Source organism: Thalassospiraceae bacterium LMO-SO8, assembly GCA_031655335.1.
GTDB lineage: Bacteria > Pseudomonadota > Alphaproteobacteria > Rhodospirillales > Casp-alpha2 > UBA1479.
The window spans coordinates 461,993-481,487 of the sequence record CP134226.1 but is presented as its reverse complement, the minus strand read 5'-3'; the positions used below and the strand labels follow the sequence as shown (position 1 = coordinate 481,487).

Below are 19,495 nucleotides of genomic sequence, written 5' to 3'. Positions count from 1 at the left end.
GGGTCAGCCGTCTCCCCCGCCTAGTGCCGGATGACCTGAGACAGCAGCTGATAGAGCGTCATCAGCACGGTCTCGGGCGGGCGGTGGGTCATGTGGCGGGTCAGACTCCATCCGAAGGACCGCGCCACGGCGTCGAGCCCGGCTTGATGGTGGGCCAGCTCCTCGCGGTAGGCTTGGCGCACGCTTTCGACGCGCCCGATCATGATCCGGCCCTCGCCCTCGGGCCCTTCGAATTCGACCCGTCCGTCGAACGGCAGGGTTTCCTCGGCCGGGTCCAGGATCTGCACCAAATGGCCCTCGACCCCGTGGTCCGACAGGCGGGCGATGGCCTTGCGGGTTTCGCCCAAGGGCGCCAGGAAATCGCCGAACAGCACGACGCGCCCGTGGCGCGGTACGAATTCCGGGCCGGGCAGGCTGCCGGTGGCGCCCGTCTCCGCCCGTTCCAGGGCGGTTGCGATCCGCAGCAGGGTATTGCGGCCCGTGGACGGGATCATGCCCGTGCCCATCAGGGCGATGCGTTCGCCGGCACGGACCAGAAGCGAGGTCAGGGCGACGGCCAGAACCTTGGCCCGCCAGCCCTTGGATAGGGGGCCGCCGTCGGAGGCGTAATCCATCGACGGCGATCCGTCGGCCCACAGCCACACACTCTGCGCCGCCTCCCATTCCATTTCGCGGACGTAGACCGGATCGGATTTCGCCGACTGCCGCCAGTCGATCAGCTGCGTCGAATCACCGAATTCATAGCGCCGGAACTGCCAGAAGGTCTCGCCCTGGCCGACCCGCCGCCGGCCATGCACGCCCTGGCTGACCGTGGACGCCACGCGCTCGGCCGCCACCAGAAGCGGCGGCAGGCCCGAGGCCGCGGTTTCGGCCTGGTGGTGAAGGTCGGGTGTGTCCAGCGGGTTCGCCATGCGTTGTTTGCCCTTGGGCCGTTGCGCGGGTCGCCTCCTATTCGATGATCTGGCAGAGGCGGTCGATGATCTGGCCGACGGTCACGCCCTCGGCGCGGGCGCCGAAGGTCAGCGCCATGCGGTGGCGCAGGATCGGATGGGCGAGGGCGTAGACGTCCTCGACCGAGGGCGACAGGCGGCCCTGGATCATGGCCCGCGCGCGCACGCCCAGCATCAGGGCCTGGCTCGCGCGCGGCCCCGGGCCCCAGGACACGTAATTGCGGATTTCCGGCAGGTCCGAGGCATCGGGCCGCCCGGCCCGGACCACCTTCAGAATCGCCTCGGCCACGCTTTCGCCCACGGGCACATGGCGGACCAGGGACTGGGCGCGCATCAGGGCCTTGGGGTCCATGACCCGCTTGGCGTCCTGGGTATCGGCGCCCGTCGTCTTGATGAGGATTTCCCGTTCCGTTTCCAGGTCCGGATGGGTCACGTCGACCTGCATGAAGAAACGGTCGAGCTGGGCCTCCGGCAGGGGGTAGGTGCCTTCCTGTTCCAGCGGATTCTGGGTCGCCAGAACGTGGAACGGTTTGGGCAGGTCGTGGTACTGCCCGGCGACGGAGACCCGGTGTTCCTGCATGGCCTGCAGCAGGGCCGACTGGGTGCGCGGGCTGGCGCGGTTGATTTCGTCGGCCATCAGCAGTTGGCAGAATACGGGCCCCTTGACGAAGCGGAAGCCGCGCTTGCCGCTTTCGCTTTCCTCCAGCACCTCGGAGCCCAGGATGTCGCCGGGCATCAGGTCGGGCGTGAACTGGACGCGCTTTTCGTCCATCCCGAACACCTTGCCCAGCGTTTCCACCAGCCGGGTCTTGCCCAGGCCGGGCACCCCGACCAGCAGGCAATGGCCGCCGGCCAGCAGGGTGATCAGGGTTTCCTCGATAACCGTTTCCTGGCCGAAAATGACCCGGCCCACGCCGTCGCGGACCTTGGCGATGTCGTCGACCAGGCCGTCGATGGCGTCAACCAGGTCGTCGGTGTTGCCACCGTCCCCGGTTGCCTTATTCTTGGTGTTGGTCGTCACGGAAGACGCCTCCGTTCAATGATATAAGAGAACAGGACGGGGTCGACCCCGTCCACCAGAGATCGCGTAGCTGCGGATAGCGTATCATCGAAACCATGTCTGAAAATACACCAGATCTTCGCTCCTTCATCGGCTCGGCCCCACCCGCCGGCGACCTTGCGGGGCCCGTGGGAATCGCCCTCGGCCCGCGCCAGACCTTGTGCGGCGATATCGACATGCGCATCGGCCTGGACGGCACCTGGTATTATCTCGGCTCTCCCATCGGACGGAAAGAACTGGTCAAACTGTTTTCCACGGTTCTGCACCGTGACGACGCGGGCGACCACTGGCTGCTGACCCCCGCCGAGGCCTGCCGCATCCGGGTCGAGGACGCGCCGTTCCTGGCCGTCGCGGCCGAGGTCACCGGCAGCGGTCAGGCGCAGAACGTCACTTTCCGGACAAATCTTGACCAAACCGTGGCGCTCGGCCCGGATCATCCGCTGCGCGTCGACATCGACCCGGAAACCCAGGAACCCAGGCCCTATGTGGGCCTGGACCGGGGGCTTGAGGCACGCCTGACGCGGTCGGTCTATTATCAATTGGTCGACCTTGCCGTTGAAGAAATCGTCGATGGGGCGCACATCTACGGTATATGGAGTGGCGGCCGTTTGTTTTCCATCGGCCGCATGGAAGAATGATGGCAGGCACGAGGACCGGCGGCACATGACCCCTGATTGGCTGATCGATCGGTTCGATGCGCTGGACTGCGACCCCGAGGCACGGCGCGGCGACCACGACCTGAATCCCGGCATGGGGATTCTGCCGGACCTGACGCCCGCCGCCGTGCTGATTCCGCTGGTCGAGCGCGAAACGGAGGTCACCACCCTGTTCACCCAGCGCACGTCGCACCTGAAACACCATGCCGGACAGATCAGCTTTCCCGGCGGCCATTCCGACCCGGAAGACACCTCGGCCGAGGACACGGCGCTGCGCGAGACGGAGGAAGAGGTCGGCCTGCACCGCAGCCGCATCCGCGTCATCGGGCGGCTTGCCCCCTACATCACGCGCACCGGGTTTTCCGTCATCCCCGTGGTCGGGCTGGTCACGCCGCCGTTCGACATCGAACCCGACCCGCACGAGGTCGAGGACGTGTTCGAGGTGCCGTTGAATTTCCTCATGGACCCGGCCAACCACCAGCGCCACAAGCGAGAGGTCAACGGCACGCGCCGCGATTTCTACGCCATGCCCTATCAGGACCGCTTCATCTGGGGGGCCACGGCCGGCATGGTCAAGAACCTGTATGACGTGCTGGTCGGCGACGGCCCCGACCCCGATTTCCGGCGCGATTTTCAGGGCGTGAGGCCGACGCCATGATCAAGCTGCTGTTCAATTACGTGTTTCCGCTGGTCCTGCCGACGGCGGCCTATCTCGCCTGGGTCTGGTATTACCGCAAGCGGGCGGAGGCCCTGGGCGGCCGGCCGCCGGAAGTCACCCGCGGGGGCTTGTTCTGGTGCCTGGTCTTGGGCCTGGGCCTGATGATCGTCACGCTGTTGGCGCTTGCCGCGATGACCGGCGTCGGCCCCGGCGAGGGCGGGTATCAGTCGCCACGCTTCGAGGACGGCCGTATTATTCCCCCTAAATTCAACTGAGCGGCGCCGGGCGGGGCCCGGCGCCGGAATGGGATCGAGTGAGCGCGGTGGAAGACGATTACGTCGAAATCCGGGGGATCAGCCGCGAACCGCTGGGCAAGCTGGCGATCGAGGGCTGGCTGGCTTGGCCGGAAACCCGGCGGCTTGCCGAGGTGCTGGGCAAGGATCACCTGCGCTTCGTCGGCGGCTGCGTGCGTGACGCCATCGCCCGCCGCCCGGTCACCGATGTCGATGCGGCGACGCCGCTGCGGCCGGAAGAGGTCATGGCGCGGCTTGAGGCCGCCGGGATCAAGGTGATCGCCACGGGGCTCAAGCACGGCACGGTGACCGCCGTGATCGGCGACCGGAAGTTCGAGATCACGACACTCCGTCGCGACGCGGAAACGGACGGGCGCCACGCACGGGTCGAATTCACGGACGACTGGATCGAGGACGCCAAGCGCCGTGACTTCACCATCAACGCCATGTCCTGCACGCCCGACGGCGATGTTTACGACCCATTCGAAGGCATGCCCGATCTGGCCCGTGGGGTGGTCCGCTTCGTCGGCCGCGCCAGTGACCGGGTGGGCGAGGATTATTTGCGCATTCTTCGCTTTTTCCGGTTTTGGGGGGGCTATGGCCGTCCGCCCGCCGACCGCGGTGCGCTGGCCGCCTGCCGCGCCAACGCGGCCAAGCTATCGGGCCTTTCGGGCGAGCGGCTGCGCGACGAGTTGTTGAAGATTCTTTCGGTGCCGCAGCCGGCGGAGGTCGTGCGGTTGATGCAGGGATACCGCGTGCTCGAGCATATCCTGCCCGAGGCGGGCGAGGTCACGCGCCTGCGTCTGGTCAATTGGTTGACCACGCGGGGCGTGCTGATGGACGGTGTTGCCGCCGATCCCCTGCGCAATCTGGCGGCCTTGCTGGATACGGATGCCGATGGGGCGTCGGCCGTGGCGGGGCGCCTGCGCCTGTCCAACGCCCAGGCGGACCGTCTGTTGTCTCTGACCGCGCCCGCCGTGGTGCCGACGCCGGACCAGGACGCCCTTGACCACGAAAAGCTGTTGCGCCGCATCGGGCCGGAAACCTTCCGTGATCTGGTGATTCTTGGCTGGGCCGCCGAAATCGCGGCGGCCACGCGCCTGCCCGCCGCGCGCTCCGCCGCCTGGCGCGACCTTCTGGCGGCGGCGGTTGGCTGGCGGGGGCGGGAATTCCCCATCAAAGGCCGCGACCTTGTCGACTTGGGGCTTGCCCCCGGGCCCCGTGTCGGCGAGGTTCTCGGCCAGCTCGAAACCTGGTGGGAGGACGGCGGCTTCACGGCCGATCGCGGTGCCTGCCTTGCCAAGGCCAAAGACCTGATCGGGAGGGACGAATGACCCAGCTGCGCATCTGCTTCGTCGGCGACAGCCTGACCAACGGCACCGGCGACCATGCCTTCCTGGGCTGGCCCGGGCGGATATGCCGGCATGAGGTCCAGGCCGGTCACGACATCACCTGCTACAACCTGGGCATCCGGGCCGAGACGACGGAGATGATCCGCGCGCGCTGGCGGGCCGAATGCGCGCCGCGCCTGCTCGACGGCTTTCCCGGCGCCCTGGTGTTTTCCTTCGGCACCAACGACACGGCCGAGGAAGCGGGCCGGACGCGCGTCGTCGTCGGGCGGTCGATCGAGAACGCGCGGGCGATGATCGCCGAGGCCATGGACTGGAAGCCGACCCTGTGGATCGGCCCGCCGCCCATCGACGAAAGCCGGCAGCCGTTCCAGGCCGGTCCCGGATCGCCCGTGAGGTCCTTCAGCAACGCGCGCATCGCGGCATTATCCGACGCCTTCTCCGCCGCCGCCGCCGACATGGGTGTGCCCTATCTGGATTTGTTCACGCCGCTGGCCGGCGACGACGCCTGGCGCCGGGCCGTGGGCGACGGCGTGCATCCGCCGGACGACGGTTACGCGATCATCGCCGCGCGGGTCGCCGGATGGGATGCCTGGCGGCGGTGGTTTTCCGCGTAAGACTTCCTTTCCCATGGGGCGAATTGTCTAGACCATTGCGGCTATGACCTCCGGCTATGTTGACACTTGAAGGCGTCCGCGCGAGCATTCGACTGTCGTTTCGTCGCGGGATCGGCGTCTTTATTTAATTTGGGCAAATAATCGAAGCGCCCCAGGTAATATTGGGTGGAAACAACGGGCATGTTTGAAATTTCGAATGCCTGTATAGATATTGAAGATTTAGCGGCACCCGAACTGCGCGAGTTGCTTTCTTACTGGGAAAATCTGCGCGGCGGACGGTTCGCACCTTCCTGGACCGATGTCGAACTGATCGAAATGCCGGCCAAGCTGCTGCCGTACTTGACGGTGGTCGAGGTCCGCCCCTCCCCCCTGGATTTCGTTTATGCCTTTTACGGCACCGGCCACATGGCGCTGAAGGCGCGGGACCTGACGGGCCGCTCCATCATGGAAGCGCGGCCCAACGAAAACGCGCATATCGTCTTCGAGCAGTACCGGCGCACAGTGGAGGCGCGCAAGCCCCTGGCGTTCCGCCGCACGGTCGTGGGCGCGGGGGACTCCCCGACGCAGACCACCTTGCGCGTGCCGTTGTCCGCCGACGGTGAGGGGGTTCAATGGGTCATGTCGTTGAGCGACCTGCGGGACAGTCCGGCCATGCGCGATTTCTATGAAACCTATGGGCGTGACCGTCCCTTTCGCCAAACCGCCGCGGTAAACCGGGCCGGTGCCGGCTGACGGGCCGCGGCCCGCGCAATCCATCCAACCGGCCATCCAACCGGCCATCCAACCGGAACGATCAGATCAGAACGGTGCGTTGCCCGCGACGGTGACGCGTTGCATGACCCGGCGTTGGCCCGGATAGTCGTCGACGGCGAAATGTTGCAGGCAGCGGTTGTCCCACACGATCAGCGTGCCCGCGTCCCACGTCATGCGGCATTGGTATTCGGGGCGCTCGGCGCGGTCGAACAGGTGGTCGAGCAACCCGGCGCTTTCCTCTTCCGTCCAGCCGTCGAACCGGACCGTATGGCCGCGGTTTACATACAACGCCTTGCGCCCCGTTTCCGGATGGGTGCGGACGACGGGATGGACGGCTTCGGTCGTCACACCCTGGTCGGCGCCCTTCAAGGCATTGCCGCTGTGCACGGCCACGCGGTCTTCCGCCATGTAGCGTTTGGTCGCCGAGAACACCGCCTTGAGCCCGCCCAGCATTTCCTGCATCCCCGAGGACAGGCCGTCGTAGGCCAGGTACATGTTGGCGAACAGGGTGTCGCCGCCCACGGGCGGCAGTTCCCGGGCGACCAGCATGGTGGCCAGCGGCGGTTCGGGCAGGTAGGTGGTGTCCGAATGCCAGAGGCCGCCGAAATTGCGGGCGTCGCCCGGGTTGCGTTGGAATTCCAGCACGTCGGGATGACCGGGCAGGCCCTGGCCGTAAGGGTAGGGCTGGATCGGCCCGAAGCGGCGGGCGAAGGCAAGATGGTCGTCCGGCGTCAGGTTCTGGCCGCGAAAGCGCAGCACCTGATGGTCGAGAAAAGCCCGGTGGATGCGGTCCCATTCGGCGTTGGACAGCGGCCGGGACAGATCGACCCCGGCGACGTCGGCGCCCGTGGCGCCGGAAACCAGCGTGACGGTGATGGCGGATGTTCCCATGACGGCCCTGTCAAATTGTATACAATTATTTTGCAAAGGGTCGCGCGGCGGCGGTCCGCCGTCAAGCGTCATTTGACCGCCGGCCCGGCCGATCAGAAGCGCGCCAGCCAGTCCAGCACGATGGCCTGTTCCGCCCGTTCCGCCGCGTCGATCCAGGCGAGGGCACGGCCCTGGGCTTCCGGCTCGTCGCGGGTTTCGTCGGTCAGCGCGTCATAGACGTCGCGCGCCGCCGGATCGGCGATGTAAAGGGCGAACACCCGGGTCCGCCCGTCCGCGCCCATGAGATAGCCCACCAGCCCCTTGGCATAATGCAGGGTGCCGGTCTTGGCCCAGATGCGCCCGGCGGCGGTCTCGGTCAGGAAACGGTCGCGGAACGCCTTGCGGAACCCGGCCGTGGGCAGCAGGCTGGCGAACGGCCAGCCGCCGTAGCGCCGCCCGTGGGCAAAGCGCAGCACCGCCGCCATCTGGTTGGCCGTGACGCGGGCGTGGCGCGACAGGCCCGAATGATTGGGCAAATTCCAGCCCCGCCAATCGACATCCGTGGCGGAGCCGCCGACGGCCTTCCGCAGCCAGCCGGACAGCGCGGCGGCCGAGGCGTCCAGGGTATCCGGGCGCCCGCCCAGCAAGCGGGCGGCGGTCAGGCCGACCAGTTCGGAGACGAGATTGTTGGAATGCTCCAGGCCCAGGCGCGCGACCTCGGCCAGGGGCAGGCCGGCGATGGCCGTGGCGACGCGGGCCTCTTCGGGCGCCGGTCCCGGCTGTGGGGCGGGAAGGGTAATCCCGGCCTGGGCGGCCAGCCGGTGAAACAACTCCGCCGCCGCCTGTCCCGGCGCCTTCATGGGCAGGAAGCGGTCGCCTTCCGTGGCCGCGTCGGCGCCCAGCTTCCAGGTGCGGCCGTTCCACAGAACCTCGCGGCCCGGGCCATGCGGGCGGTCATCGGGGGCCGCGCGAAGGCCGTCCAGGGGCGGCAGGCGGGTCAACACCGGCGCCGATCCGTCCCCGTTCGGCTGCCACAACAGTCGCCAGCGGTTGAAATCGACGGACAGGGCGCTGACGCCCGGGTTGTAGCGGGCCACGGCGGGTTGGTCCGGGTTGATGGCGGGCAGGGCCGGCAGCAGGGTCTCGTCGTAAAGAAACCGCCCGGCAACGCGTTTCAGCCCAAGGTCCTTCAATCGCACGGCGAGACCGAAGAGGTCCTGCGGTGTCAGCAGCGGGTCGCCGCCGCCGGCCAGAACCAGATCGCCCGCAAGCGTTCCGGCGGCGTCCGGTGCCCCCGTCGCCAGAACGCGGGTCTGGAATCGGAAATCGGGGCCCAGCAGTTCGAGGGCCGAAATCATGGTCGCGACCTTGGCCGTGGAGGCCGGGATCATCGGCCGGTCCGCCGCCTGGGCCGCTGTCACGGCGCCGGTTTCGGCGTCGAGGACGACGAAGGAGATTTCCGCCGTCGGCCCCAGGGCCAGGACGGGGTCCGTCGAAACGGCGGCGGGCGGCCCGGCGCAGGCCGCCAGCGCCAACGCGCAGATCGCCGCCATGGCCCGGGCCCCCGTCTTCCGGGGGCCGCCAAGGGATTGAAATGCTTTAACTTGCCGTGATCTGTCCATTACACTAGGGCCAACAATAACCGGCGGAATGGAGGGATGCATGCCCTATGTGGTGCGTGACGGTGACGGCAATGTCCGCGCGGTCTTCGATTCACCGGTCGATGGCGCGGAAGAGGTCGCACCCAATGATCCCGATCTGGGGGCGTTCATTAACCAGAATGCCCAGACCGGCATGGTCCTGGACGAATGGGTCCAGTCGGATTTGGAACTCGTCCGCGTCGTGGAAGATTTGGTCGAGGTTCTGATCGACAAGGGTGTCTTCATGTTCAACGAACTGCCGAGCGGGGCCCAAAGAAAATTGAACACCCGCCGGGGACGCCGTAAGGAAATGGACCTGATGGAAAGCCTGTTCGGCGAAATGGCCCTGCCCGAGGGCGAACAGGGCGGCGGCACCGTCGCCGACATTCCCGAAGACAGCGACGACAACTCGATCTTATAGAAAAACACCGATCTGAAGGGTGATTGGGGTTTCGATTTAGTCGAGATCTGGAAGTTGAGGTGGGAATGGCCCATCTGAAAAATCACAAGGTAATGTCCACTGCGGACCTGGATGATCTCCGCGACATGGTCAATCGGCTGGCCGGGCCGCATAGGTTTGAGGTCAAGGGAGCGCACCAGGGGCTACAGGCCGACATGGCGGCCACGACCGTCGGCAACTTGGGGCTTTTCCACCTCAGCCTCGGTGACGTCGAGATAGAGGTTTCGTCGGAGGAAAACGATTCCGAGGCATTCGCCGTCTGCCTGTTGACCAGCGGCGTGGCGCGCGCGCGCGAGGGCAAGACGGAAATCGACGTGACCGTGGACCGCGCGGCCGTCCGGGATTTGAGCCGGGCGATCAGCGGGTGGGAAAAGGATTTCGCGTCGTTCGGCTTGGTCCTGCCCAAGGAACGGTTGCGGGCCCATGCCCAGGTGTTGATCGGCGAGGGGATCGACGTGTTCGACATGGATTTCGAACGGTCTGTTGATCTGACCACGGCGGAAGGGCGCCTGTTCGCGCAGACGGTCCGCTATGTGGCGGACATGGTGGACGGTCCGTTGCGGGAATTGGACAATCCGCTGTTCCTGCGGCAGTTGGAAGACCTGCTTCTGAACCAGGTTCTGACTCTGCTGCCCAACACTCTTCAGGATGAAATTCTCGGGCGCCCGCGTGCCCGTATCGTTTCCCAGCATGTCAAACGGGCGCGTGATCATATCCAGGCCCATGCCGGGGCACGGATTGGCCTGGCGGACCTGGCCGCCGCTGCTGGATGCAGCTACCGGGCCCTGCAGGAGGCCTTTCAGGACGCCTACGGCATGTCGCCCATGGCCTACCTGCGTAGGGTGCGCTTGCATAAGGTGCGCGCCGCGCTGCTGTCCCAGGGCAGGCGGTGCACTGTTTCCGAGATCGCGGCCCTGTGGGGGTTCGCGCATATGGGGCGATTCGCCCAGGCCTATCGGTGCCAGTTCGGCGAACTGCCGTCGGAGACCCTGCGCCGCGGGCGTTAGCCGTTTCACGCGCCCCATATCCGAAAAACGCGTAAAAAACCGTCCATTGTCGTATCGGCTCTTCCAGCGGTGAAATGCCCGCTTTTATCTTCCCGTGAAAGAGCCCTCGAAGGCTCGTGAACGCGGGGGCCGGTGATAATCCCCATAGAAAAATATTGTGCTCGTGATGCTTGTCCGCGCGGCGGGCCGGCGGCCACGGTTGAGGTTTCGCACAAACGATTTTTTACGAGGGGGAATAACCATGATTTCATCAAAAACCATTGTCCGTGTTTCATGGACTGGCTCTGCCCTGCTCGTCATGGGGATGCTGCTTGCGGCATGGGTGTCGCTGGCCGCCGTCGAGGCCGCCGCCGAAACCATACCTGGCCGGCCCATCTGCGGCGGCGCCATGGGCAATAAACTGCAACCCGCCTGCGACCGGCAGCCGGCCAAGTTCATCGGCAAGGCGCGTAAGGACTGCCCCGGCGGCTCGTTCTTCGACATCGGGACCTGGGCCTGCTTTCAGTGCCCGTCGGGATACCAGCGCACGGCCAACAGCGTGACCGAGTGGGACGCCTGTTCCAGGGACGTGCCGGACCAGACCGCGCGGGCCAAGTACCACAGCCGCGCCGCCTGTCCTTCGGGAGCCTTCATCGACCCGCGCAACGGCGGCGAATGCTGGTCCTGCCCGTCGGGATACGGCCGGACCCTGGCGGCGGTCGATGCCTGGGACGCCTGCGGCGCTGCCTTCAAGGACGCCAAGGCGGCCACGTTCCGCGGCAAGCCCTGTAAGACCGGCTGGTTCGATCCGCGCAAGGGCGGCGAATGCTGGTCGTGTCCGCAGGGCTTCATCCGCACGGCGGCGGCGGTCGACCAGCACAACGCCTGCCTGCGCGAGGTCGACCTGCAACCCGCCAAGCGCACGGCCGCCCTGACCTGCGAAGCCGGCGACCATTTCGATTTCATCGACGGCGGCACCTGCTGGCGTTGCCCGGATAACTACGAGCGTACGGTGATGGGCGTGAAGACCCGCGACGCCTGCGAGAACCTGACCATCCAATGGGACGTGCCCAACCGCAACTTGCCCGGCCTGTTCCGCCTGAAGGGGGCCGAGGCGTTGGCCATCGAGGTCCTCCAGGACCGCGATCAGTTGAACATGATGATCGCCCAGGGGGCCAAGGACCTGGGCAAGAACCCGGATGCCTGGGTCAAGGAGGCCTGGGACGTGATCGCCAAGGACCCGGCGCAAAGCGGGTTCCTTTCCACGGCCATTCTGATGCGGGCGGTCAATGCGCTGGACAAACCGGCGGCCAAGCGGTCGCCGGCTGAGCGCGACCTGATCCAGGCCATCGAGACCGGCATCCGCGAAAACCGCATCTTCATGGCCGATCAGGCGCGGCAGATGTACGAAAACTGGCTGCTGACACGTCAGTTGACGCTGGCCGCCAACGCCAAGCGGGGCGGCATGAGTTCCGTTGCCGAGCGCGTCGGGTCGCCGCCGGACATCCATACGATGGTGTCGAAGGCGGTCCGGGGCGCCGCCGGGCCGCTTGCCCAGCTGGGCATGGGGGTCATGGCGATGAGCAACGCGACGAAGGTCATTCCCGCCTTCAGGGCGTTCGCGCCGCATTCGGGCAGGGTGGTCAAGCAGGTCGTCGAAACCGGGGCCAAGGTGACCAAGATGGTTATCGAGAAGGGCGTGACCTCGACCGGAAGCAGCGCCGCCAGCGTCGCGGCGGCGGCGGCGGCGCCCATGGCTCTCCTGACCGCGACCATGATCACCATCCAGATGGGCATAGAGGAAATCGCCGAAAGCGAGAAGATGCGCATCACCATCGCCGACAACCTGCGCCTCGCCGCGCAGCCCGTGCGCCTGGAGGAGTTCATCCAGCAGAAGGGCGGGTTCGAGCAGGTCATGCACCACTGGGGCATCATCACCTCGGCCCCGACCAAGCCGTCGCCGGCCTTCTTCGCGGCGGTCAAGGGGGCTACGGAACCGGCCCCGCAGACGACCATGCAGCACAAGCCGCTGAGCATCCCGCAAAACACCCCCGGCGTGGTGATCCAGAGCGGCGTGTTCAGGCTGGCGCTCGACGCTCAGCCGGGCTTGTGCCTGGGATCGTCCGACGGCAAGAAGCTGCAACTCGTTCCCTGCAATCAGAAGGCCGCGGTCACCTTTCAGGCGGTCAACGGCGCGTTGCAGGTGCCGGGCGGCAAGTGCATGGACATTGCGGGCGAAAGCCGGAAGGCCGGAGCCGCGATCATGCTTTGGCCCTGCCACGGCAAGGCCAATCAGCAATGGACCGTCTCTACCCGGGGAGAGCTTGTTTCCGGTCTGGTCGGGCAATGCGCCGACGTGCCGGGCGGCAGGCTGGTGGCGGGCAACGGCCTGCAGACCTGGGAATGCAACCGCACGGCCGCGCAGAAATGGAAGAAACTGCCCTGAGGGCCGGGGGCCGGACACCCGTTCAGGCGTCCGGCTTCTTTCCCCGGGTCACCAGGTAATAGCCACTGCCGGCGAAATGAGGCAGGGGGCTGAGCTTGGCGAGCAGACCCTTGCGCCGGAGGTCGAGCAACAGGCGGCCGATGGGCTGAAACAGGGTTTCCCCCGTATCCGGCCCCGCCGGATCCAGGCGCACGATGACCGAACGGGGAACGCGGAACCGCGAACGTTCGACCATGCGTTTCACGGATTCCATGGCATGGGCGCGGTCCAGGCCGCAGAGGTCGAGTTCGTATTCCGCGCTGTCGTCGTAGCCGGTCAGGCGTTTCAGATCGACATCGTCCATGGCGGGCGGGTCATCGGCCAAGCCGGCATCCTTTCACGTCAGCAGCCGATTGCGACGGCGAGATCCTCGACGCTGTCGACGATCACGTCGTAGTCGCTGGTCGCTTCGAAGTCCTTCACCTGATCGACGCCGTATTCCGTGGGCCGGTTGATATAGGCCGTGCGCAGGCCTTCCTTGCGCGCGGCCTCCAGGTCGTCGTTATGGGCGGCGCCCATCATCACTTCCTCGGGCTTGACGCCCAAAAGGCGCACGGCGTTGCGGTAGACCTCGGGGTCGCGCTTGTAGGCCATGTGCATGTCCGACGAATAGATGAAGTCCCAGGGCAGGCCCGCATGCTTGGCCATGTTGGCCAGCAGCATCAGCGACCCGTTGGACAGGGGTGCTATCAGGAACTTGGTCTTGAGCCGCAGCAGGCCGGGGATGCTGTCGGGCCAGGGCGACAGCCGGTGCCAGAACATGTTGATGTCCGCTTTCTCGTCCTCGGTGAAGCGGTCGGCGATGCCGAATTCGACCAGAATTTCGTCCAGGCGTTCGCGGTGGATGACGTCCAACGGCGTCCAGGCGCGCTGACCCGAGATCACCCGGTGCAGGCCCGGCCGGTAGCCGGCCCGCCAGGCCCGGGCGAAGGCTTCCCAATCGACGCCCTCGATGCCCTTTTTCTTGGCCAGGGCCTCGCCCATGCGGGTGACCGACCCGCGCCAGTCGGTGATCGTGCCGAAGGTGTCGAATACGACGGCCTTCACGTTCTTGAAATCTTTCCGGTCCGCCATGCTGCGTCCTCCGTCTTCGTGTGCCCGCCCCGGCAATTCACATAGCGGGTTCCAGGACAGGACGCTAGTGCCGCCGTCGGGCGACGCGGTCACGCAGATGTGCGCGCTGTCCCTTGCTGGAATCGCTTTACGCCGTATCTGCGGCGGTGTTTCATACGTCCATGGGCACACGTGGATGGGCGGCGTGCGTGGCGGCGATGCTGACGATGGCGGCGCCGGCCGAGGCCAGGGAGGCCAAGGACGTCGACCTTGAACTGGTGCTGGCCGTGGACGTTTCCGGCAGCATCGATGAGGACGAAGCGCGTTTGCAGCGCGAGGGCTTCGCCACGGCCATCACCAACCCCCATATCCTGCGGGCCATCCGCTCCGGCCCCCTCGGCCGGGTCGCCGTGATGTACGTGGAATGGTCGGGCCTGGATCGCCACCACATCGTCGCCGACTGGACCGTGATCGCCAATGAGGACGACGCCCGCGACTTCGCCGAAACCATATCCGACGGATCGTCGTTCCGCGGCCAGTGGACCTCGATCTCCAGCGTTATCGACCAGAGTATGAAGTACCTGGAGAGGAACCCGTACAAGGGTGCCCGCCGGGTCATCGACATCTCCGGCGACGGCGAGAACAACAACGGCGACCCGATCATGGGGGCCCGCGACCGCGCCATCGCCGCCGGTGTGACCATCAACGGCCTGCCCATCATCAACGGGCGCACCGGCCCCAACGGCATGGCGCCGCCGGAAGACCTGGACGGCTACTACCGGGATTGCGTGATCGGCGGAGAGGGGGCGTTTCTGGTCGTCGCCCGTGGATTTTCCGACTTCGCCCGCGCCATCCGGCGCAAACTGTTTCTGGAACTGTCGGGCTGGCAGCCCGCCCCCCGGCGTGTGCGGGCGTCCCTGCGGCCCAAGGCGGACTGCCTGACCGGCGAGAAACGCACGCTCCGCGAATTGCAGGAACTGAACGACATCCAGAAGGATCGCTACAAGCAAGAGCGCTCCAGGGCGCATTGAGGTAGGATGACGGCCATGCGGATTGTGCGTCTGTTTCCGGTGATCTTGGTGGCGCTCGTGACAGGGATGCCCGGCGCGGCATACGCCCTCGACGTCGATCTGGAACTGGTGCTGGCCGTCGATGTGTCCGGCAGCATCGAAAAGGACGAAGCCGAATTGCAGCGCGAAGGTTTCGTGCAGGCATTCCGCAACGAGGCCGTGATCCGCGCCGTCACCAGCGGCGAACACAAGCGCATCGCCGTCACCTATATCGAGTGGGCGGGCACCGGCCATCAGCGCCTGGGCATCGACTGGCGGATCATCGACAGCGCCAAGGCGGCCCATGACTTCGCCGGTGAGTTGTCCGGCCTGCCCTTTGCCTCGGCGCTCTGGACCTCCATATCCGGGGCCATCGATTTCGGCATGGAGCGCTTGCGCGAAAGTCCCCATCGGTCCAAGCGCCGGGTCATCGACATTTCCGGCGATGGCGCCAACAACCACGGCGAGGCCGTTCTGCCGGCGCGTGACCGCGCCGTGCGCCAGGGCGTGACCATCAACGGCCTGCCTATCGTCAACGGCCGTCCCAGCCCCTACGGCACGCCGCAGCTACCCAATCTGGACTGGTATTTCGAGGATTGCGTGATCGGCGGGTCCGGCGCCTTCATCGTCGTCGCCGACGGCTTCGCCGATTTCGGCCGTGCCATCAAGCGCAAGCTGATCCGCGAGATCGCGGGCCTGGGCGCGCCGTTGGGGCGGCCGTCGCTGTTCCGTCCGGCGCGCATGGAAAAACGTCCGCCCTGCGACGCGGGTGAGCAGTTGCTCAAGGAAATGGACGATACTTAGACCTCGATCTCGCCGCGCATCACCGCGGCACAGGCGCCGCCGACACGGATCGCCGTGACCGCGCCGCCAGCGACATCGGCCGCCGTTTCGATCAGTGACGGGCGGCCCATCTCGACCCCTTGGATGATCCGGTAATCATGGCTGCCGTCGCCCGTGGCCAGCGTGCCCAACAGGCCCGTCAGCGCCGCCGCCGCCCCGCCCGTGGCCGGATCCTCTGCGATGCCCAGCCCCGGCGCGAACATGCGCGCGCGGAAGGTTCCGGGAACCGCCGGGTCGGGGATGTAGACGAAGAGATGGCCGCCCATGGCGGGATGCCGCGCCATGGCGTCGGCATTGCCCCGGGCGCGGCCAAGGGTATCGATCCCGCTCAGCCGGGCGATGGGAAAGGCCATGCCGGCGGACCCCAGCAGCGGCGGGTGGGCCGAGGTATCGATATCGGTGGGAGCCAGATTCACGCAGGCGGCGAATTCCGCGGGCGAGAATTCATCGGTGCGGGAAAATCCCTGGGGCGCGGTCAGGCGCGCCCCCGCCGGGCCGTCCGGTCCCGTCCGGATATCGACGAGGACCAGACCCGCCGTTTCCTCGAACCGCAAGATCGATCCCATGGGCTTGCCGAACAGCTTGCCCTCGCGGGCCAGCACGAAGGCCGTGCCGACGTTGGGGTGTCCGGCGAAGGGCAGTTCGCGGCCCGGTGTGAAGATGCGCACGCGGGCCGTGTTGGTCGGATCGGCGGGGGGCAGCACGAAGGTGGTTTCCGACAGGTTGAATTCACGGGCGACGGCCTGCATGGCGTCGTCGGAAAGGCCTTCGGCGTCCAGCACCACGGCCAGCGGGTTGCCGCCGAAGGCGCGGTCGGTGAACACGTCAACGGTGACGAAGCGGCGTTTCATGGAACCCTCCGGTAGCGCGTCATGCATGAACCATCCAACGCCCTGGGGGGGGCGGTCAACGGAAGCATTGTTAGGGAACGATCCCGGCTGGGCCGGAAACGCGGCCGCGGCATAAATTGGCAAACGCCGATCAGTCGACGCCTTTCCGCATATTGGTATATGACCTTAGACCTGTTGCCGTGACCAATCACCTAGCTTAGCGTATGCCGATTGGGGGGGGCTCGCCGTGGCTGCGAGACAACATCTAAGCCGCACCGAACATTAAATTTTGGCGATCAACATCGCCGAGAGGGAGGTGTCGATTATGTCCCAAATTCCGACTGTTACCGGCAAGGAGGTCTTCTTCGGCGACAACGAGATCATCGTGTCGAAGACGGACCTGAAGGGCCATCTCACCTACGCCAACGACGTGTTTCTGGACATCGCCGGCTATACCGAGGCCGAAGTTCTCGGCAAGCCGCATAGCCTGATCCGCCATCCGGGCATGCCCAGGTGCATTTTCAAGCTGCTGTGGGAGACGATTTCCGGCGGGGGCGAGTTGTTCGCCTATGTCATGAACCGCTGCAAGAACGGCGACCATTACTGGGTGCTCGCCCATGTCACGCCGTCGCGCAACGAGACGGGCGAGATCATCGGCTATCATTCCAGCCGCCGCGTGCCGAACCGTAAAATCCTCGAGGGCACCATCGTGCCGCTTTACGAGCAACTGCGGCGGAAAGAGGACAGCTTCGAAAACCGCAAGGAAGGCATGAACGCGGCCTTAGGCGACATCACCCAAATGCTGGAAAGCAAGGGTGTCGCCTACGACGAATTCATCGCCCGGCTGTAACGCCGGCGTACGGCCGCCCTGCCGGGGCAGGGTGGGTTGAAGCCAATCATAAGAATTTTGAGGGCTGGGATGTTTTTCACCAACGCAAGCCACTCCAAGGGTCATCTGATCAGTCAGGCGCTGAAGGTCTGCGAGGCCGTTTCCAACGGCGATTTCGAGGCGCGGATCATCGGCATCGGCGACAATCGGGGCGAGATTGCCGATCTGTGCCGCGCGATCAATCGATTGATCGACCGGACCGACGCCTATGTCCGGGAATCCACCGCGAGTCTGGAATACGTCAGCAAGAACAAGTATTTCCGGCGCATCCAGGAACCGGGCATGGTGGGCGCCTTTCTGACCGCATCGCGCGCGATCAACGCGGCCACGCAATCGATGGAGGATCGCATCGCGGATTTTCGGAGCGTGGTCGGTGAATTCGAAACGACCATGAAGGGAGTGACGGAGACCGTGTCGTCGGCGTCGACCGAGCTTGAATCCTCGGCCAACGTCATGAACGTGACCGCGGGTTCGACCAGCGAACAGGCGGCCACGGTCGCCGCCGCCGCCGAAGAGGCATCGGTCAACGTGGAAACGGTCGCCGCCGCCGCCGAGCAGTTGTCAAATTCGATCACGGAGATCGGCCGTCAGGTCAGCAATTCATCGGATGTCGCCAAGGCCGCCGTCGATCGGGCCCGTGACGCGGATACGAAGATCGCAGGGCTGGCGGAAGCCTCGCAGCGGATCGGCGAGGTTCTGGGGTTGATCACCGACATCGCAAACCAGACCAACCTTCTGGCCCTGAACGCGACCATCGAGGCGGCCCGCGCCGGCGAGGCGGGCAAGGGCTTCGCCGTGGTCGCCGCCGAGGTCAAGAACCTGGCCAATCAGACAGCCAAGGCGACGGACGAGATTTCCCTGCAGATCGACAATATCCAGAACGTCACGGGCGAAACGGTCGCCGCAATCAAGGAGATCAACCGCACCATCGGCCAGATCGGGGAATCATCCACAGCGATTTCCGCCGCCGTCGAGGAGCAGGATGCCGCGACCAAGGAAATCGCCGTCAATGTCGAGCAGGCCGCGGTCGGCACCTCCGAGGTCACCCGGAACGTCGCCCTGGTAACCCAGGGGGCGCAGGAGACGGGCGCCGCCGCCAGCCAGGTTCTGAGTGCATCCGGTGAATTGGCGAAGCAATCGTCGTTGTTGGAAACAGAAGTGCGCAGTTTCCTGGATCGCCTGCGGGCCGTCGTCTAACCGGCGCGTGCCGCCGACATATGAGGATAAGAAGGCCGCCCCACGGGACGGCTTTGTCCACATACGACTTTGGTCGAGCTTATATTTCGTTTAAACCACACATAATGTATGGATAATCGGTCGCTTCCAGATACTGGCCGCCCACTTTCCACTTTGCAATGGCAAGACTGGGTGGTCCTGTGTGGTGCGATTACCCCCGGCACTTGGGGCCGGGGAAGGGGAAGCTGTGTCCGTGCCATGCACGGGTATTTTGACTTGGAGGAGACAACATGACCGCCGCCGTCAGTTTGACAGGCAAAGAGGTTACCTTCGGAGAAGACGAGATCATCGTCTCGAAGACGGACCTAAAAGGCCGAATCACCTACGCCAACGACGTGTTCCTGAGAATCGCCGGCTATACCGAGGCTGAAGTCCTCGATCAGCCGCACAGCATCATCCGGCACCCGGACATGCCGCGGTGCGTGTTCAAGCTGCTGTGGGACACGATCTCGGCGGGGTCTGAAATTTTCGCCTACGTGGTCAACCGCAGCAAGAACGGCGACCATTATTGGGTGCTGGCCCATGTCACGCCGTCGTTCGATGCCAACCGATCCATCATCGGCTATCATTCGAACCGCCGCGTGCCCGACCGGCAGGTGCTGGACAGTGCGATCATCCCGCTATACCGAGAGTTGAAGAAAAAAGAAGACGCGTTCGATAACCGTAAGGACGGCATGAACGCTGCCTTTGCCGACATCACGGCCTTGTTGCAAAGCAAGGGCGTCGCCTACGACGAATTCATCGCCACGATCTAAGTTTCTCCCAACCAATCTTTCCTCAACCACGCGGCGCCGTGCCGTGTACGCCGGCCCATGGGG

The 19,495-nt window shown here is 65.6% G+C and carries 21 protein-coding genes; 14 read left to right on the top strand and 7 right to left on the bottom strand.

The window, feature by feature from the left end:
• Positions 1-20: 20 nt before the first annotated feature.
• Both RJ527_02280 and RJ527_02275 read right to left on the bottom strand, forming a co-directional pair.
• Positions 21-911, bottom strand: a complete 891-nt coding sequence (locus RJ527_02280; GenBank protein ID WND76580.1) for a DUF58 domain-containing protein — start codon at positions 909-911, stop codon at positions 21-23.
• Positions 912-948: 37 nt separating this feature from the next.
• Positions 949-1,917, bottom strand: a complete 969-nt coding sequence (locus RJ527_02275; GenBank protein WND78002.1) for a MoxR family ATPase — start codon at positions 1,915-1,917, stop codon at positions 949-951.
• 149 nt (positions 1,918-2,066) lie between these two features.
• Between RJ527_02275 and RJ527_02270 the strand changes: the two genes are divergently transcribed.
• The 6 genes from RJ527_02270 (at position 2,067) to RJ527_02245 (ending at position 6,315) form a co-directional block, all read left to right on the top strand.
• A complete protein-coding gene (locus RJ527_02270; GenBank protein WND76579.1) occupies positions 2,067-2,648 on the top strand; it encodes a DUF1285 domain-containing protein in 582 nt (193 codons plus the stop codon).
• Between the two features lie 25 nt (positions 2,649-2,673).
• Positions 2,674-3,324, top strand: a complete 651-nt coding sequence (locus RJ527_02265; GenBank protein ID WND76578.1) for a CoA pyrophosphatase — start codon at positions 2,674-2,676, stop codon at positions 3,322-3,324.
• Positions 3,321-3,599 carry a hypothetical protein gene (locus RJ527_02260; protein WND76577.1) on the top strand — a complete coding sequence of 93 codons (279 nt, stop codon included), beginning with the start codon at positions 3,321-3,323 and terminating at the stop codon, positions 3,597-3,599. The genes RJ527_02265 and RJ527_02260 overlap by 4 nt, the downstream gene beginning before the upstream one ends.
• A 38-nt stretch (positions 3,600-3,637) precedes the next feature.
• Complete coding sequence (locus tag RJ527_02255; protein ID WND76576.1) at positions 3,638-4,951, top strand: CCA tRNA nucleotidyltransferase; 1,314 nt, start codon at positions 3,638-3,640, stop codon at positions 4,949-4,951.
• On the top strand, positions 4,948-5,583 hold the full coding sequence (locus RJ527_02250; GenBank protein WND76575.1) for a GDSL-type esterase/lipase family protein: 636 nt from the start codon (positions 4,948-4,950) through the stop codon (positions 5,581-5,583). Before RJ527_02255 ends, RJ527_02250 begins: the two co-directional genes overlap by 4 nt.
• A 165-nt stretch (positions 5,584-5,748) precedes the next feature.
• The gene (locus RJ527_02245; protein ID WND76574.1) at positions 5,749-6,315 is read left to right on the top strand and encodes a hypothetical protein; all 567 of its coding nucleotides are present in this window, start codon (positions 5,749-5,751) and stop codon (positions 6,313-6,315) included.
• Between the two features lie 66 nt (positions 6,316-6,381).
• Here RJ527_02245 and RJ527_02240 read toward each other — a convergent pair whose 3' ends face one another.
• Both RJ527_02240 and dacB read right to left on the bottom strand, forming a co-directional pair.
• On the bottom strand, positions 6,382-7,227 hold the full coding sequence (locus RJ527_02240; protein WND76573.1) for a TauD/TfdA family dioxygenase: 846 nt from the start codon (positions 7,225-7,227) through the stop codon (positions 6,382-6,384).
• Between the two features lie 92 nt (positions 7,228-7,319).
• On the bottom strand, positions 7,320-8,759 hold the full coding sequence (gene dacB, locus RJ527_02235; GenBank protein WND76572.1) for a D-alanyl-D-alanine carboxypeptidase/D-alanyl-D-alanine-endopeptidase: 1,440 nt from the start codon (positions 8,757-8,759) through the stop codon (positions 7,320-7,322).
• A 109-nt stretch (positions 8,760-8,868) separates the two neighbouring features.
• Between dacB and RJ527_02230 the strand changes: the two genes are divergently transcribed.
• The 3 genes from RJ527_02230 to RJ527_02220 all read left to right on the top strand — a co-directional run bounded on the left by RJ527_02230 (position 8,869) and on the right by RJ527_02220 (position 12,738).
• On the top strand, positions 8,869-9,267 hold the full coding sequence (locus RJ527_02230) for a hypothetical protein (GenBank protein WND76571.1): 399 nt from the start codon (positions 8,869-8,871) through the stop codon (positions 9,265-9,267).
• Between the two features lie 92 nt (positions 9,268-9,359).
• Positions 9,360-10,313 (top strand): AraC family transcriptional regulator, encoded by a 954-nt coding sequence (locus tag RJ527_02225; protein ID WND76570.1) that lies wholly within the window; start codon positions 9,360-9,362, stop codon positions 10,311-10,313.
• A gap of 241 nt (positions 10,314-10,554) precedes the next feature.
• Positions 10,555-12,738, top strand: a complete 2,184-nt coding sequence (locus RJ527_02220; protein WND76569.1) for a ricin-type beta-trefoil lectin domain protein — start codon at positions 10,555-10,557, stop codon at positions 12,736-12,738.
• Between the two features lie 22 nt (positions 12,739-12,760).
• Here RJ527_02220 and RJ527_02215 read toward each other — a convergent pair whose 3' ends face one another.
• Together RJ527_02215 and RJ527_02210 are read right to left on the bottom strand one after the other, a co-directional pair.
• Positions 12,761-13,102 (bottom strand): hypothetical protein, encoded by a 342-nt coding sequence (locus RJ527_02215; protein ID WND76568.1) that lies wholly within the window; start codon positions 13,100-13,102, stop codon positions 12,761-12,763.
• A gap of 17 nt (positions 13,103-13,119) precedes the next feature.
• Positions 13,120-13,851: a haloacid dehalogenase type II gene (locus RJ527_02210; GenBank protein WND76567.1), complete on the bottom strand. Its 732-nt coding sequence runs from the start codon at positions 13,849-13,851 to the stop codon at positions 13,120-13,122.
• Between the two features lie 197 nt (positions 13,852-14,048).
• Here RJ527_02210 and RJ527_02205 point away from each other — a divergent pair, with 197 nt between their 5' ends.
• Both RJ527_02205 and RJ527_02200 read left to right on the top strand, forming a co-directional pair.
• Positions 14,049-14,861, top strand: a complete 813-nt coding sequence (locus tag RJ527_02205; protein ID WND78001.1) for a DUF1194 domain-containing protein — start codon at positions 14,049-14,051, stop codon at positions 14,859-14,861.
• A gap of 15 nt (positions 14,862-14,876) precedes the next feature.
• The gene (locus tag RJ527_02200) at positions 14,877-15,683 is read left to right on the top strand and encodes a DUF1194 domain-containing protein (protein ID WND76566.1); all 807 of its coding nucleotides are present in this window, start codon (positions 14,877-14,879) and stop codon (positions 15,681-15,683) included.
• Here RJ527_02200 and RJ527_02195 read toward each other — a convergent pair.
• Positions 15,680-16,573, bottom strand: a complete 894-nt coding sequence (locus RJ527_02195; GenBank protein ID WND76565.1) for a PhzF family phenazine biosynthesis protein — start codon at positions 16,571-16,573, stop codon at positions 15,680-15,682. The genes RJ527_02200 and RJ527_02195 overlap by 4 nt on opposite strands.
• Before the next feature lie 304 nt (positions 16,574-16,877).
• On the opposite strand from RJ527_02195, the gene RJ527_02190 reads away from it, so the two are divergent.
• The 3 genes from RJ527_02190 (at position 16,878) to RJ527_02180 (ending at position 19,432) form a co-directional block, all read left to right on the top strand.
• Positions 16,878-17,402, top strand: a complete 525-nt coding sequence (locus tag RJ527_02190) for a PAS domain-containing protein (GenBank protein WND76564.1) — start codon at positions 16,878-16,880, stop codon at positions 17,400-17,402.
• Between the two features lie 69 nt (positions 17,403-17,471).
• The gene (locus RJ527_02185; protein ID WND76563.1) at positions 17,472-18,638 is read left to right on the top strand and encodes a methyl-accepting chemotaxis protein; all 1,167 of its coding nucleotides are present in this window, start codon (positions 17,472-17,474) and stop codon (positions 18,636-18,638) included.
• A 269-nt stretch (positions 18,639-18,907) separates the two neighbouring features.
• The gene (locus tag RJ527_02180; GenBank protein ID WND76562.1) at positions 18,908-19,432 is read left to right on the top strand and encodes a PAS domain-containing protein; all 525 of its coding nucleotides are present in this window, start codon (positions 18,908-18,910) and stop codon (positions 19,430-19,432) included.
• Positions 19,433-19,495: the final 63 nt, after the last annotated feature.

Coding starts and splice junctions, on each gene's coding strand:
- RJ527_02195 (WND76565.1), bottom strand. CDS start 16,573: ATGAAACGCCGCTTCGTCACCGTTGACGTGTTCACCGACCGCGCCTTC.
- RJ527_02240 (WND76573.1), bottom strand. CDS start 7,227: ATGGGAACATCCGCCATCACCGTCACGCTGGTTTCCGGCGCCACGGGC.
- RJ527_02250 (WND76575.1), top strand. CDS start 4,948: ATGACCCAGCTGCGCATCTGCTTCGTCGGCGACAGCCTGACCAACGGC.
- RJ527_02270 (WND76579.1), top strand. CDS start 2,067: ATGTCTGAAAATACACCAGATCTTCGCTCCTTCATCGGCTCGGCCCCA.
- RJ527_02265 (WND76578.1), top strand. CDS start 2,674: ATGACCCCTGATTGGCTGATCGATCGGTTCGATGCGCTGGACTGCGAC.
- RJ527_02230 (WND76571.1), top strand. CDS start 8,869: ATGCCCTATGTGGTGCGTGACGGTGACGGCAATGTCCGCGCGGTCTTC.
- RJ527_02200 (WND76566.1), top strand. CDS start 14,877: ATGCGGATTGTGCGTCTGTTTCCGGTGATCTTGGTGGCGCTCGTGACA.
- RJ527_02280 (WND76580.1), bottom strand. CDS start 911: ATGGCGAACCCGCTGGACACACCCGACCTTCACCACCAGGCCGAAACC.
- RJ527_02225 (WND76570.1), top strand. CDS start 9,360: ATGTCCACTGCGGACCTGGATGATCTCCGCGACATGGTCAATCGGCTG.
- RJ527_02185 (WND76563.1), top strand. CDS start 17,472: ATGTTTTTCACCAACGCAAGCCACTCCAAGGGTCATCTGATCAGTCAG.
- dacB (WND76572.1), bottom strand. CDS start 8,759: ATGGCGGCGATCTGCGCGTTGGCGCTGGCGGCCTGCGCCGGGCCGCCC.
- RJ527_02260 (WND76577.1), top strand. CDS start 3,321: ATGATCAAGCTGCTGTTCAATTACGTGTTTCCGCTGGTCCTGCCGACG.
- RJ527_02190 (WND76564.1), top strand. CDS start 16,878: ATGTCCCAAATTCCGACTGTTACCGGCAAGGAGGTCTTCTTCGGCGAC.
- RJ527_02220 (WND76569.1), top strand. CDS start 10,555: ATGATTTCATCAAAAACCATTGTCCGTGTTTCATGGACTGGCTCTGCC.
- RJ527_02205 (WND78001.1), top strand. CDS start 14,049: ATGCTGACGATGGCGGCGCCGGCCGAGGCCAGGGAGGCCAAGGACGTC.
- RJ527_02180 (WND76562.1), top strand. CDS start 18,908: ATGACCGCCGCCGTCAGTTTGACAGGCAAAGAGGTTACCTTCGGAGAA.
- RJ527_02210 (WND76567.1), bottom strand. CDS start 13,851: ATGGCGGACCGGAAAGATTTCAAGAACGTGAAGGCCGTCGTATTCGAC.